Raw genomic sequence first — 15,136 nt, 5'->3', positions numbered from 1 at the left:
AAGGCGATCAATACGATACCCGATACCTCGGAAAAGAACTGCCGGATAATATCTCCAATAGACGCACCATTGGTTTTGCGGATACCGATTTCGCTCATACGGGTTTCACCCTGAGCAATGAACAGATTGATGAAGTTGCTGACAGCGAGCAGTAAAATAAACAACGCGAGTCCGGACAAAAGCCAGACGAGCCGCATGTCTCCCATTCTATCAATATTGCCGCTGATCTCTTCGGAATATAAATAGATATCAGTCAGTTTATCGGTTTTACCATAAATTTTCGCGTTGAATGATTCGCCGAAAGCGGCCGTGATGGAGGAATATTCTTTCTCGATGGCGTTTCTGACATCGTTGGGCGATGCATCTGGTCTGATCAGATAATAGGTCTGAAATTCCAATCCCGTCATACCGGCCATCCAATGGCTTATGGCGTGCATGTTGACCAAAGCATCGAAGGAGAAGTGGGTATTGGTAGGAAGTTTCTCGACTATGGCCGAGACTACGAAATCCTGATTCAAGACTTGTATGATTTGATCCATTGCCTTCTGAGGACTACCGAAAATTATATCGGCTTGTTGGCGTGTCAGCACAGCTGAATTGTTATTGACCAATGCCGTTTGTGCATTTCCCTCTACAAATTTCATCTGAAATACTTTGAAAAATTCGGGGTCAGCACACAAAGAACGGACATTTTGAAAACGCTCCTTATCGTGAATTACCTCTACTGGCCCTGTGTTATAGAGTTGCACAGCCGCTTCGATACCGGGAATTTTTGCCGGTAGTTCCGTATAAGCTTTGCGCATATTGATCGCGTAACTGGTAGCCTGGTCTTGTCTTTCCCAAACTGTAATTAAACGCACAATCCGTTCGCTGTTCTCGAAATGCTTGTCGTAACTCAGTTCATTGACCACAAACAAGATCAGCATAATAGAAACAGCCAATCCGATGGCCAATCCGGTAATATTTACCCATAAAAAGAATCGGGTACGCTTGTAAGATCTTAGGATATTCATATTATTACTTTTTATTCAAGATTTCATGATTTAGCCCCGCTGATTTTGGTTCCGCCGAATGTTGTTTCAATTCCAAATTCCAAATTATCAAATTGTTTAATCATATTAGTCTCATTGGCATATTGGCACATTAATTTACTCCTTCTTCAAAGAGTCGACAGGATTCTGATTGGCTGCTTTCAGACAATTAATTCCTACAATCAATTCGATAAACAGTAGCACAATGAGTCCGCATCCAATAAATAAAAGTGGGGACAATCCGGTTTTTTCAGTGAAATTCTCCATCCATTTGGAAGTAACCATGGCGGCCACAACTCCTCCTACTATACAGGCAAACAATGCGATAAACAGGATGTTTTTCATGAATAGCCTTAATATCTCGTTTAGGCTTGCTCCGTTGATTTTTCTGATTGCAATCTCGGACCTGCGCCGCAACATTTCACTATTGATATAACCAATCAGCCCTATAAGCGTAATCAGTACGGTAATGAAACCGCCGATGAAAATAGCATCACGAAATTGCCTTTCATCCGAATACATCTTTACCATACTGTCGCTATAAGGCGAAAGTGTGATTTCTTTTTCGGGCATGGTTTCCTGCAGGATATCATACACTTGTCCGATGTTTTCGCCTGTCATAGTATTGAGTTTGATAATGATATTACCATTTGGGGTACTCCTGTAGAACAGTACCGACGGGCGCATATCCTGATCGGAAATGGATCCCAACCGGATGTCGGGATAAACTCCCACGATTCGGCTTAATCCGTGCTCAGTAATGTTTATATCCTTCCCAATCACATTATCCCATCCGGCTATCGCATTCATTTTTTCTTTGAATGACCGGCTGACGATTACTTCATTGGGGCTGCTGTTGACGTTGAATGATTTCCCTTCGGTAATGGGTATTTCCATCAATGGAACGTAATGCTCGTCTGCCCAGTACATATCGGCAATATTGAACAACTCACGCTCCTCGCCGGGTATAATCACATTGTTGCCAGACATACCCTCGAACGGGAGGGTGCTCGCCGTTGCCACTGCTGCCACCTGAGGCAATTGACGCAACCGGTCTATTGCCGTCCGGACGGTATTTCGTGGTACGCCGGAAGTACCGGCATGTAAAACGTTCCCGTAAGAGTAACCCGGGTTATCGTTGGTCATTAAATTGTATTGATTACTGACAATGACTAACAGCGAAAAAAGAAATGCTGCTGCTGCGAATTGCACGGAGAGTAATACCAGTTTCCATTTTGCCCGAATCTGCCCTGTACCGCGAAAAATGCTTGCTACGGGAATGCGGGATAATATGTATGCGGGGATGAATGCAGTAAACAAAAAGATGAGAATGGTAATTGCCGCGAGATAAAGAGAAGAACGGAAACTGAACAATGAATCCAATGATGCAGAAAGCATGCTCTCAATGGTTCCCCTGAAACTGAAGACAAGTAAACCGGCAAGCAACAGTGACAAGACAAAGTGTAGTAACGTCTCGGTCATTATTAACCGGCTCACATTCCTGTTTTCCGCTCCATAGCATTTATATACGGCTATCTCTCTGGAACGCCCTACCAACGCGGTGATAACAATCAGCACATAATTTAAAATAGCGGTAAGAATCAGTGCGAACGCTATAATGGTGAGCAACAGTGTCATTCTTTTGACTTCGGGAGAGTCGCTGTGAATTGATTTTAAAGAGAGAAAGGCATAACTAAGAATCCAACCGTTTTTAGCCTCTATCTTCTCTATATCCTGATGTTTTATCTGCATACGGCGGACGGCAGAAGCCAGGTTTACAGGATTGGCTCCCGGATGCAGTTTCACATACCCCCGATAACGGTCGTTCCCCAGCCAATTCTCCTGTCCGTCATAACTGAAGAAAGAGGACATAGAGTTGAGTGATACAATCACATCATAACGTTGATGGGAGTTTTCAGGTACATCTCGGTATATCCCGCCTATTGTCAGTTCTCTGCCGGGAAAGGTTTCTAACCGGATCTGTTTTCCTATTACATCGCCTCCCATCTTTTCTGCTGTGGACTTAGAAACCATAACGTACATCGGTTGGGACAGTATCTCCTTTGCATTACCTGTAACCATCGGACGGGGAAGCACATCGAAGAAACAGCTGTCAGCCATGATAAAGGTACCTTTGTATCGTTTTTTATCGGGGGTAGAAAAAACGGCATTTTCGTCAGTCAAAGGTGTAAACCGCGTTGCCACTTCAACTTCCGGGATCTCTGCTTTCATGCCGGGAGCTATTGCGCCACTGACTTGTCCCCATTGATCCAGTCCTGTCTCATTTGTAGTCCCTGATAAAGTTGACCATATCTGATAAATACAGTCTGCATCGGGATAGAAATCGTCATAATTGCGCTCAAAACTTACTTTTGAGAGAAGTACCAGTCCGACTGCCAAACCAAATCCCAATGAGAGAATCTTTATCAGGTTGTTTTGTTTTTTCCGAAACAGGTTACGATAAGCTAATTTTAAATTGTTCATATTATTTTTTTTCAGGAATCAAGAGCCAAGACACAAGAATCAAGACCTGAAAGTCAAGATTTTTCACTTTTACATCATTCTTCTTATCAGCACATCATCACATCGATTTACTCTGTTTTCAGCGAATCCACGGGATTGGCGGTTGCTGCCCGCCAACTTTGCCAACTCACAGTAGTAAGGGTGATCAATAAAACCGCCAAGCCTGCCAATGCAAATACCCACCAACTGATTGGCGTTTTAAAAGCAAAATTGTCAAGCCACTTGACCACAATATAAATTGTAATGGGTATTGCCAAAATAAAACTAAAGGCATAAATTTTCATATACATATTGTTGAACAGAAGCAATATTTCATTGATATTTGATCCAAGTGCTTTTCGGATTCCTATCTCTTTTTTCCGGTATTCACATTCAAACATCACCAGTCCGAAAACCCCTACAATGGAAATGATAATCGCCAATAGGCTGAAACTTCCAATTGTTTTTTGTGTTGATAACTCTTTTTGGTAGAGACGATTGAATACCTGTTCGTAAAATTCAATTTCTACGGGAAAGGTTGATTCTATGTCCGATATGGTTTTCCGGATATGTCTTACAACATTGTGTATATTCGCACCTGCACCGATCTTTATATAGGAGTAGGTCATCGTTCCCGGATCGTTTATCACAAAAGCCGCGCTTCTGGGTTCCTGACGTAAAGAGGCAAATTTAACGTTATCCGTTACGCCGAGAATTTGTGCATCCACGCCGAAGTGGTCTACATAATTATTGGGTTTTATGCCTAATTCATCGCTTAGCTTCTTGTTTATGATCAACTTCCGCCTACTATTCCGATAAGTTTCTGCAAATATCTCACGATCTTTTTTATATTCTGTCCAGTCTATCTCGTCGTTTTCACTCGGAGGATTCCCTTCCTGCAATGGAATATCCATTACATCCAGAAAATTCCACGATACGGCAATATAGAAGAAGTGAGCTTTTTCATCCTTGAAGCCGATTGTTTCCTGACGATATTCATCGCTCGCTCCGAATTTCTGCTGTGAGAAAGCCACATCAATTATTGATGGGTTATCCTTCAATGAGTTAACATACTTGTTCTTATTATGATTTATGAATTTGGTGTCGAGTTCCACCACAACCACCTGGTCCTTATCAAAACCAAGTGTATAGTTTTGCATAAATTGATTCTGTTTATAAATGAAAATCGAAGCAATAATAAGTATGATAGATATCAGAAACTGAAAACCTATTAAAAAACCACGCATTGTCTTCCCTTTTTTCGATAACCCGAAATTCCCTTTCAATATCAGGGATGGAGCGTATGAAGTAAGGTAATAGGCCGGTCGTATGGTCGAGATCGCCCCTGCCAAAACAGCAATTAATCCGGCAATCACCACTGGTTTGATGTTTTTTGACGGGTCGAGATTGATATCGATAAAGGAAAGCAGGTGACTTGTGTGGATGAGATATAGCAATCCTATGGACAATAAATAAGCCGTTATGCTCATCATCACTCCTTCTATAATCAGTTTTATCCGTAAAGAAGCATCGGTTTCCCCTAATACTTTACGCGTATTTATACTTCTTATTCGACGGGGAGCCAATGCCATACTGAAATTCATATAATTGATCACGGCAATGCCAATAATCAGGATGGCAATAGCCAGCAAAGTTCTGAGGGTGGATGGATTACCGCTCTTGATAATAAAGTTGTCCGATGATTCATTCCTTAGGTAGATTGATTTGAGCGGAGTCAATTTTATTGCCATATCAGCGTTGTAGCCAATTTTTTCGAAATCGAATGTAGCATTGAAACTGGTCGTTATTTCATCTGCATTGTTTTTGTCTTTGTTTTTCAGCAAAACGTAGGCGATAAAATTACTTCCCCAATTTTCCATTTCAGACTCTTTGTCGATAGCCGTATAGATATAATTGCCCAATTGGGTATTATCCGGAAAATTCTTATAGACTCCTCCCACTACCAGGTCAGTGATATTCTTTTTTGTCCAGATTGACGATTGATAAGATAGGATTTGTCCTAAAGCAGATTCGCCACCAAATAATTTATTGGCGAGGCTTTCTGAGATAAGCACACTCTGCGGGTCATCCAGACAATTGGAATTCCCCTCAATCATCTCGAAGCTGAAAATGCGTGTGATATCGGGACTACAGGTTACGATGCCCGCTTTATGGCCGCTCTTCTCTCCGTTTTGGGTGGTGGTAAAATACATGTCTCCCAAATAAGGCAGCAGCACTGCTCCATATTCAATCTGTGGCGATGACTCAAAGAAAGTTTCGACCAACGGACGCGGTTGTATAATGCCAAAAAGTCCCTGGGTTACATTGTCCACGCGATAAATCCGGTCGGCATTCTTGTGGCAGTGATCGAAGCTGTATTCAAAATTAAGCTGCATCAGAATAATCATAAAGGCGACGAATGCAGCCGAGAGCCCTAATAAGTTCAAAATACTTGATGTCTTGAAACGGTTCAGGGTATGAAAAAAATTCTTTAGAATATTCATATAATTACTTTGTAAGTTGAAAATTAAGAGTCAAGAATTAAGAGTGAAAAATGAAAAATTTATTCACATTGACACATTAATTTACTTCAAAATCAATTCTTCGGCTGTCCCGAATGTATCGTAACTGGAGGTGATTACTCTTTCGCCCGGTTCGAGCCCGCTGGTTACCTCATAATAGTTGGGGTTTTGCCGTCCGATGGTGATCCTGCGTTTTACGGCTTTGTTGCCGTCCTGGGTAACGACGAAGATCCATTGTCCGCCAGTGGTCTGATAGAACGGCCCGCGTGGTATCAAAACGGCTTCGACCGGCTGTCCGAGTTGCAGGCTGATGTAATAGGTCTGTCCGGCCCGGATATTGTCGGGGCGCTCACCCTCGAACATGAATTCTGTCCTGAACTGCTTGTCACGCACTTCGGGAAATACTTTCCGGACGCGCAGCGCGAAGTTTTTGTCCTGTCGCTCAAATGTGGCATCCAGCCCGGTTCTCACCCGGTCGATATAGTGTTCGTCGATCAAGGCTTCCACTTTGAAGTCCGACAGCACGCTGATCTGCCCGATGCGCCCGCCGGTGGGAATATTTTGACCGATCTCCACATCCAGCAGGCCCAACTGCCCGTCCACCGGTGCTTTGATATTCAGGTTCTCACTCCGCTGGCGTATCAGCATAAGGTTCTGGCGCATATTGTGCAGGCTCTCCTCCATCTGGTCGATCTGCACGCTGCGGTAAATAGAATCCTGCTTCTGACGTTCCACAACCAATTGTCGCCCGTCCACGGCAAATTCGTAATCCTCTTTTGCCTGCAGGTAATCTTCTTTGGAAGCCAACTCCTCTTCGTACAGTTTTTTGTACTGTTCATATTTGCGTTGTTTGCGGGTAACGTCGAGGTCGAGTTGCAGTTTTTCCTTTTTCAGCGTCAGCCGGTCCTGCTCCATGGCTACCTGCGTGTTGCGCAGGAAGTTCTGTTTTTCTGCCAGTTGCGCTTCGCTGTCCAATATGTTCAGGCTCAGCATCGAATTGCTGAGCCGGGCTATGATATCGCCTTTTTTCACTTCGGCGCCTTCTTCCACCAGTTTCGCTTCCACCATACCGCCCTCGATGGCGCTCAGTTGTATGGTACTGATAGGTTGTACCTGTCCGCTGACGCGTATGTAATCGTTAAATTCGCCCCGGGTGGCGGATTGAATCGAGATGCGGTTGGCTTCCACATTTAGTTTTGATGCGTGATTGCCGAAGATAAGCCATATAATGGCTACCAAAAACAGTGCCCCGCCAATAATGAAAGGGATGTGTTTCTTTTTCAATCCTTTTTTCTTTTCAATTAAGATGTCCGTCATATAATTTACTGATTTATTGATTTTACTGATTCATCCCCTTGTCCCATCATCTTTCCACCTTTATAAAAGATTCACCCTTGTAATAATGCACCAGGCGCGCTTTCAACCTGTATTGCAATTCGGCGTTCAGCTCTTCGGCTTTTGCCTCCACTACGCGGTTGGCACTGGTATGTAGTTCGAGTGGACTGATCAATCCCTCTTCATATTTTCTCTGGTTGGCTTCATGTGCGGTTTCCATTGCTTCCCGCTGTTTCACAGCCTGCTGGTAAGCGTCTGCCTGCCCGTTCATGTCTGCCACTGCCTGCTCGATTTCGCTGTAAAGGGTGCGGAGAGTTTCCTGAAACTCGCTTTCGGCAATGATCACCTGCGCTTTGCTCCTCTTGTAGGAGGTCGATTTTGAAAAACCATTGAACAAAGGAAGGGATAATGTAAATCCGACATAGGTCCCACGTTTGTTTCTAAGCTGGTCGTAGAACGGTTCATACTCGCTTCCGTCGAGGTATTTTACAAATCCGGTAGAAAAATCCGCTTCCATTGAGATGACCGGAGAAAAACCCCCGATGGCGGAACGTCTGTTCATCTCCTGTACCTTCAGTGCCGCTTGGGCAGATAATGCTCTGGGATTGATTGCCTTGGCTGTTTCATAAATTACCGGAACTGTTTCACCCGATTTGAGGATCAATGCGCTGGATTGCTCATCTGTGATATCCAGTTCTTCATCTACAGGGAAGTTCATCTTCTCCTTGAGCAGTATTATGCCGATGGTGAGCAGGTTTTTCTGTCGGGTGAGGTTGTAGATGTCTGCTGCTTCCTTTGCGGCCATTTCCGCCACGTCCGGTTTGGCTTTCATACCCAACTCTTCCATTCGTTTTGCCTGTTTCATGTTATTGGCACTCTCTTCCGCCTGTTCCTGCGCTAACTGTACCATTCGTTTATAATATAATACGTTGAAAAAGGATTCCATTGTATCGTAAGCGACCATCTCCCGCTCTTGTTCCAACTGCTGTTTTCCGGCAAGTTTATTTGCTTTCTGCATTTTAATCCTGTAAATATTCGAGAAACCGTCGAAGATCGTTAAATTGGAATAGACGGAATAGCCATTGCTGAAGGAATTAATGTCGGTGTAGGTGTTTGTATCGTAATCTATCCCGCGACCGAAGTTAAAGGATGCGCTCGTGGCGGCGTTCAGCGAAGGGATCAGTCTTCCGATGGCAAGCATATAGTCCTGCTGGTAAATGGAGTTCTGCGCTTTCTGCTTATTGACTTTAGGACTGTTTTCTACCGCGTATTGTATGCAGTCATCTAACGACCATTGTTTTTCCTGCGCCTGTATTGCCGTGCACGCAACGTATAATAACAGTAATATAGATAAAAATCGATTCATATTTCCAATATATTTTATAAAGAGAGATGCTAATACCATGCCAAGGTTAGTAATATTCTGTATTTCAGGTGTTTGAGATTTAGTAGCTATTGTTCGTTTTGTAAAATTATTTTACAGTGGTGTTGATAATTTGACAATATTTTGGTTATATTTGTATTCGGAATGTTCCGGATTTAAGATTCAAAATTTAAGATTTAAGATTAAACAGGGGAAAGTGAAAAATTTGGGATATTGGAATTGGGATCTCTGATTTAGGACATTACCTAAGTACCTTCCCACTTTTCCACTTTCTGATTTCTAAAAGTATATACCCAGATAAAAAATAAAATGAAGCAAGGACGTATTCTTGTCGTAGATGATAATAAAAATGTGCTCAGCGCACTTAAAATTTTGCTGAATACCCATTTCGAAGAGGTAACCCTACTCTCTTCACCCAATACCTTGTTGACTGCTTTGAGGGAGAAAAACCCCGACGTGGTGTTGCTTGATATGAACTATTCATCGGGAATAAATACCGGGAACGAGGGACTATACTGGCTTTCGGAGGTGAAAAAGGTAAATTCCGATCTGCCGGTGGTGCTTTTCACCGCTTACGCCGATATCGATCTGGCAGTGACTGCGCTGAAAGAAGGCGCTTCCGATTTTGTAGTAAAGCCCTGGGACAACGCCAAGCTGTTGGCTACATTACGGTCGGCATTGGAATTACGGCTTTCCCGAAAAGAAGTAACTACACTGAAAGAGAAGCAGCGTGTCCTCAACTCCCAGTTGAACAGGGAAAGCGATATTTATTGGGGGGAATCCCCTGCAATGCGGGAGCTATTGCGTTTGGTAGGGAAAGTAGCAAAAACGGATGCCAATGTGTTGATCACCGGCGAAAACGGGACAGGTAAAGAGGTAATCGCACGCAAGATTCATCAGCTCTCACCACGGTCGAACGAGTCGCTTGTAACGGTGGATATGGGAGCCATTACCGAAACACTGTTCGAGAGCGAACTTTTCGGCCATGTGAAAGGTTCGTTCACCGATGCGCACAGCGACCGGGCCGGGAAAATCGAGGCAGCGGATAAAGGAACACTCTTCCTCGATGAGATCGGCAACCTGAGTTATCCGCTTCAGGCAAAACTGCTGAATGCCCTGCAATCGCGGCAAATTATCCGTGTAGGTAGCAATAAGCCGGTGGCAGTGGATATACGGTTGATCTGTGCTACGAATCATAATTTGTTCCTCGATGTGCAGAACGGGCTTTTCAGGGAAGACCTGCTCTATCGTATCAACACTATTCAGATTGAAGTGCCCTCGTTGCGTAACCGGAGAGAGGATATTCCGGGACTGGCATCGTTCTTCCTTCACCGTTTTGCCGCAAAATACAATAAAGCAGGTGTAACACTGGGTAAAGAGGCGGTTGCGAAGATGCAGGAATACGCATGGCCGGGCAATGTGCGTGAACTGGAGCATACGATAGAGAAAGCCCTTATTTTGTCGGATAACCGGGTGATCGAATCATCCGACCTGTTTCTCCGGCCACAAGGTAGTACCGAAAAGAGTAAAGACCTTGAGAATCTCACTCTGGAAGAAATGGAACAGGTGCTTATCGGACGGGCCATGCGTAATTACGGAAACAATATATCGGCCATTGCCAAAGAATTAGGCGTTTCCCGGCCTACACTCTACAGCAAGATCAAAAAATACGGACTCTAACCGTTGTTATCATGTTTAAATCTATCGAATACAAGCTATATCTCTACATGATCCTGCTGATAGCAGCCGTCGTGATAAGCACTTATTTTGCCATACAAACGGAATATGCTTATATGGTGTTGTCCATACTTTTGGTCATTTTCCTGCTTCATAACATGCGCCGGAGTTACAATCAGTTCAACAAAAATATTATTTTCCTGCTCAATGCACTGGATAATGGCGATTACTCATTCAATTTCGCGGAGACCAAGCTCTCAAGAAGGGAGAAAGAGTTGAATCAGATGATGAACCGTATCAAGGATATCCTGTCAAGGGCCCGCAAGGAGGTGATCGAGAATGAGAAATTCCTGGGTATTATTATGGAGAGCGTTTCTACAGGCATCATTATTGTGAATGAAGCCAATGTAGTGGTGCAGATAAACCGTACCGTTAATCAGTTACTGGGGCTTCCCGTCTTTACCCATATCAACCAACTGGCAAATATCGATAGATCGTTTCCCGACCTGTTCCGTAATCTGGAGGCGTCTGATACGAAAACCATCAAGATAGCCAACGAACGGGAGGAGATGCAGTTGAGCCTGAGAGCTTCCCAGATTATCCTGCAAGGGAGAAAACTGAAGATTATCACACTGAACAATATTGGGAGTGAACTCGATTATAAAGAGATGGATTCATGGATACGGTTGATCCGGGTGATGACGCATGAGATCATGAACTCCATTGCGCCCGTCACGTCGCTGACCGATACATTGCTATCTGCTTTCCGTAAGGACGAACCCTATCAAGAGGACTCCCTGCTGCAGAATACGGTAGAGGCGTTGCAGACGATCAATTCGACGGCCAAAGGCTTAATAAGTTTTGTCAATTCCTATCGCCGGTTTACGGGGATTCCCAAACCCCGGCTAAATCCGGTTTCGTTGCAGTCTGTCATCGAGCGGGCAATCGTATTGGAAGCAGTTGTGCTTGAAGAAAAAGGAATACCGGTGACGCTGCACCTGCCCGCCGAACCGACCGTAAGACTATTGGATGAGTCGCAGATAATGCAGGTGCTGCTCAACCTGTTGAAGAATGCCGCCGAAGCCATCTCGGGAGAAGAAGGGCAGATCAGGATCGAATTGACGGAAGAGAAGGAGATATATCTGGATATATGCAATAACGGGCAACCCATTTCAGAAGATGTGCTACCGAATATTTTTGTTCCGTTTTTCACGACCAAGCACTCCGGCACCGGCATTGGATTGAGCGTATCGCGCTATATTATGCGCCTGCACGGGGGAACATTGACCCATTTCACCAAAGAAGGATGGACGGTATTCCGGATGGCGTTTTATCATTCCGGAAAATAAAAATAGGGGAAAACAGTACTGTCTTCCCCCATTCAATTATAACTGTATAAGCATTATTTTGCGATCCTTTCTAACCATTTGATCATACCAAGCATGGTGAACATAGAGATGATGCATGCAGCTACAAAAACCAACCATGTGCCTGTCATCGATATGCTGGCATAGAAGATGGCCCCGATAAACAGCAAACTGTTACCGATTGCCGTAGCGCCTAACCAGGCTCCCTGCATAATTCCCTGGTATTTCGGAGGGGCTACTTTCGACACGAATGAGATACCCAGCGGGCTGATAAACAGCTCGGCGACGGTAAGGATAAAATAGGTGCCGATCAACAGCCAGGGAGTTACACGTGCAGCATCAGAAAGTCCACCCATGGCATCCACCTCGGATTTTAGGGGAAGCCCTACGGATCCTATCGCCATCACCACATAAGCCAGCGCCGCGATTCCCATACCAATCGCTATCTTCCGGGGAGTGGAAGGCTCTTTCCCTTTAGCCCTGAGCCATCCGAAGAATCCAACTATAATGGGGGTGAGGAATACCACAAAGAAAGGATTGATCGACTGGAATATTTCAGCTCCCTGTAAAGTGACAAATCCCAGATTGACCTTTATCTGGCTCAGGTCGGTATAATCCCTGGCGAAATAGGTGAGCGTCAATCCGTTTTGGTGGAATGAGAACCAGAAGAAAATAACAACGGCAAAGACGGCAAACAGGGCATAGAGGCGCTGCTTTATCTCTTTGATATCCATCTCTCCCACAGCGGGATTACCGCTGTGGTCAATCCGTTTGTCAGCCGGATCCGGAAACCTGTTCTTATTAAATAGATATATGACCAATGAAATAAGCATGGCAACAATAGCCACCGCGAAAGCGTAATGGAATCCGGTGGTAAACACATTCAGATACCCACTGCTGAAAGCGGCAAGGTCCGTACCTGCAAATCCTGCTTCCGATGCCAGGTTTTGTAGCCGGGTGGTTCCTTCGGGAGTAATGGTATTCCCCAGATATTGGTGTGCAAGCGAGGGAAGGTCGGCATTATACAGGTAGCCGTTCTTTTCTACCCACCAGTTCCTTACACCGACGGCCAGAAAAGGAGCGAAAATGGCACCCACATTGATGAACATATAGAACAACTGGAACCCGGAATCGCGCATTTTGCCGTACTGCGGATTGTCATACATCTGACCTACCAGCGCCTGCAGGTTACCTTTGAACATCCCGTTGCCAAACGCGATAATAAAAAGACCAAAACAGCTTAAAGCCAGCAAGATGCCGAATTTATCCGGCGGGACGGGCGTGGCTGTCGGAATGGCGATGATGACATATCCCAGCGCCATCAGGATCAGGCCGATCAGAATAATCCCTTTGTAATTCCGGGTCTTGTCGGCAATAAGACCTCCTACCAGTGCCAACAGATAAATGGAGGCATAAAAGATGGAGTAGATAATTCCGGCGTTCGTCTCGTTAAGGCCGAACTTTGTCATTAAAAAAAGCACGAGAATAGCCATCATGGTATAAAAACCAAAACGCTCTCCCATGTTCGCCAGTGAGGCGGCGAGCAACCCTTTAGGATGATTTTTGAACATTGATTAATTTGTTTATGGTTGTGAAACGAGCATGATAATAATAATCATACAAATGAATAATTATAGCGAGTTCACTAAAGTTAGACTTTTTCTGGACCCGGCAATATAAAATAAATTTACTTTGCCCTTGTTTACTGAAAAAGTTCCATATGACCTTAATGTTAAAAAAATAAACATTGTCATATGAATATTAGTCTTTTTGGTTTTTGATGTGCAAATATAAAAATATTTTTGTTATAACTGTCAGTATTTTATATAAAAACTAATGGTTTTTTAATTGTTTTATAGTGCCTTTGTAATACATTTTTTAATTATCCGGTACATTTTTTCTTCATTTTGTTTGTTGAAACGAAAAAAGTAGTACTTTTGCACTCATTAATCATATGATGATTTGATCATACCGATTTAATAAAAGAATAAAGAATATACAATGATTGGTTCTGTTTTTGCATTTGCTTTCTGGTTTTACTTTTACTTTAGTAGGTAAGGGCAGGATTTTATATGCAGAATGAGAAGAAATTAAAAAGTCATATCAGAATAAATAAAGTCCTGTCGATCATACGGCGGGACTTTTTTTTAGCCAATATAAAAGAATAGATCAGATGAGACGAGTAGCCATTCAGGGAGGGGAGGGTTCATTCCATGAGATTGCGGCCCATGAATATTTCAAGGACGAGGAGTTGGAGATTGTTCCGTGCAGTACCTTCCGCGATATCTTTGCCGAAACAAAGAAAGATCCCGAGTTGATAGGTATGATGGCCATTGAGAATACTATCGCCGGAAGCCTTTTACAGAACCACGATCTCTTGAAAATGAGTGATGTGCAAATCGCCGGGGAGCATAAACTGCGTATATCTCATTCATTGGCGGCGCTTCCCGGCCTACCGATAGAGGAGATCAAAGAAGTGATGTCTCATCCTATCGCCCTGATGCAGTGTGAGGCTTTTCTCGATACACTGCCGGAGGTGAAAATTGTGGAGCACGAAGATACAGCGCTTGCAGCAAAGGATGTCCGTGATAAGCAAATGACATCGACAGCAGCCATCTGCAGTACGCTGGCCGCCGAAAAGTATAGTCTGGAGGTTCTTGTCTCTGGGATTGAGACCAACAAAAGGAATTTTACCCGCTTCCTTATTCTGGCACAGGGAGAGATGCTCCGTGAAATACAGAAGGATAACCATATCAATAAATCGTCATTGGTTTTTGTGCTTCCTCATAGTGAAGGAAGCCTCTCTAAAGTACTCTCGGTATTATCGTTCTATGATATCAATCTCACCCGTATCCAGTCGTTACCCATTATCGGAAGGGAATGGGAGTACCAGTTCTATATTGATCTTACCTTCACCGATTACAATCGCTACCGGCAGTCCCTAGACGCTATTATGCCGTTGATCAGCCGGTTGAAGGTGCTGGGAGAATACAGGGAAGAGAAGTACGGGTTTACTGAGTAAAAAACGAAAAGTGAAAAGATGGAAGAATGTTGAGAAGAGGGATGGATATTATTAATATGCCAATGAGACAATGTGCTAATCCCGACCCGTCGGGACAACTTGTCCCGATTTATCGGGAAGTAGGGCTGATTTAGTGAGGTGATGATTCAATTTAGTGTGCTAATAAGGGAATGTGTCAATGGGATTGATTCATTGACGAAATTAGAACTAAGAAGTGGAGCAATTCATAATTTATAATTTATCACTACTGGACACTTAGATCCAGTTGATTTTTAATTGTTTATAATCGAGATCTT

The 15,136-nt window shown here is 43.8% G+C and carries 9 protein-coding genes; 3 read left to right on the top strand and 6 right to left on the bottom strand.

Annotated features, from left to right (window positions below; all coding sequences use genetic code 11):
- The 5 genes from Q0502_RS04635 to Q0502_RS04615 form a co-directional block, all read right to left on the bottom strand.
- The coding region (locus Q0502_RS04635) for an ABC transporter permease (RefSeq protein ID WP_298647740.1) at nt 1–1,013 on the bottom strand (1,013 nt) is incomplete at its 3' end.
- Between the two features lie 135 nt (nt 1,014–1,148).
- A complete protein-coding gene (locus tag Q0502_RS04630; RefSeq protein WP_298647738.1) occupies nt 1,149–3,515 on the bottom strand; it encodes an ABC transporter permease in 2,367 nt (788 codons plus the stop codon).
- A gap of 107 nt (nt 3,516–3,622) precedes the next feature.
- Nucleotides 3,623–5,980 (bottom strand): FtsX-like permease family protein, encoded by a 2,358-nt coding sequence (locus Q0502_RS04625; RefSeq protein WP_298647735.1) that lies wholly within the window; start codon nt 5,978–5,980, stop codon nt 3,623–3,625.
- 138 nt (nt 5,981–6,118) lie between these two features.
- Nucleotides 6,119–7,372 (bottom strand): HlyD family efflux transporter periplasmic adaptor subunit, encoded by a 1,254-nt coding sequence (locus Q0502_RS04620; RefSeq protein WP_298647732.1) that lies wholly within the window; start codon nt 7,370–7,372, stop codon nt 6,119–6,121.
- Nucleotides 7,373–7,418: 46 nt separating this feature from the next.
- Complete coding sequence (locus tag Q0502_RS04615) at nt 7,419–8,756, bottom strand: TolC family protein (protein WP_298647729.1); 1,338 nt, start codon at nt 8,754–8,756, stop codon at nt 7,419–7,421.
- A 327-nt stretch (nt 8,757–9,083) separates the two neighbouring features.
- Between Q0502_RS04615 and Q0502_RS04610 the strand changes: the two genes are divergently transcribed.
- Complete coding sequence (locus Q0502_RS04610) at nt 9,084–10,454, top strand: sigma-54 dependent transcriptional regulator (protein WP_298647727.1); 1,371 nt, start codon at nt 9,084–9,086, stop codon at nt 10,452–10,454.
- A gap of 11 nt (nt 10,455–10,465) precedes the next feature.
- Nucleotides 10,466–11,800: an ATP-binding protein gene (locus tag Q0502_RS04605; protein WP_298647724.1), complete on the top strand. Its 1,335-nt coding sequence runs from the start codon at nt 10,466–10,468 to the stop codon at nt 11,798–11,800.
- A gap of 53 nt (nt 11,801–11,853) precedes the next feature.
- Here the strand turns inward: Q0502_RS04605 and Q0502_RS04600 are convergent, their stop codons facing one another.
- Nucleotides 11,854–13,389 (bottom strand): peptide MFS transporter, encoded by a 1,536-nt coding sequence (locus Q0502_RS04600; RefSeq protein WP_298647721.1) that lies wholly within the window; start codon nt 13,387–13,389, stop codon nt 11,854–11,856.
- A 602-nt stretch (nt 13,390–13,991) separates the two neighbouring features.
- Between Q0502_RS04600 and Q0502_RS04595 the strand changes: the two genes are divergently transcribed.
- Nucleotides 13,992–14,840, top strand: a complete 849-nt coding sequence (locus Q0502_RS04595; protein WP_298647718.1) for a prephenate dehydratase — start codon at nt 13,992–13,994, stop codon at nt 14,838–14,840.
- Nucleotides 14,841–15,136: the final 296 nt, after the last annotated feature.

The organism is uncultured Proteiniphilum sp., assembly GCF_937873925.1.
In the GTDB taxonomy this organism is placed as follows: domain Bacteria; phylum Bacteroidota; class Bacteroidia; order Bacteroidales; family Dysgonomonadaceae; genus Proteiniphilum.
Note: the sequence above shows the minus strand (reverse complement) of the source record. Positions and strands in the feature narration are given on the sequence as shown.

Bases quoted from the DNA above. Each gene is read 5' to 3' on its own strand.
- Q0502_RS04630 (WP_298647738.1), bottom strand. From the start codon at position 3,515: ATGAACAATTTAAAATTAGCTTATCGTAACCTGTTTCGGAAAAAACAA.
- Q0502_RS04620 (WP_298647732.1), bottom strand. From the start codon at position 7,372: ATGACGGACATCTTAATTGAAAAGAAAAAAGGATTGAAAAAGAAACAC.
- Q0502_RS04615 (WP_298647729.1), bottom strand. From the start codon at position 8,756: ATGAATCGATTTTTATCTATATTACTGTTATTATACGTTGCGTGCACG.
- Q0502_RS04610 (WP_298647727.1), top strand. From the start codon at position 9,084: ATGAAGCAAGGACGTATTCTTGTCGTAGATGATAATAAAAATGTGCTC.
- Q0502_RS04605 (WP_298647724.1), top strand. From the start codon at position 10,466: ATGTTTAAATCTATCGAATACAAGCTATATCTCTACATGATCCTGCTG.
- Q0502_RS04600 (WP_298647721.1), bottom strand. From the start codon at position 13,389: ATGTTCAAAAATCATCCTAAAGGGTTGCTCGCCGCCTCACTGGCGAAC.
- Q0502_RS04595 (WP_298647718.1), top strand. From the start codon at position 13,992: ATGAGACGAGTAGCCATTCAGGGAGGGGAGGGTTCATTCCATGAGATT.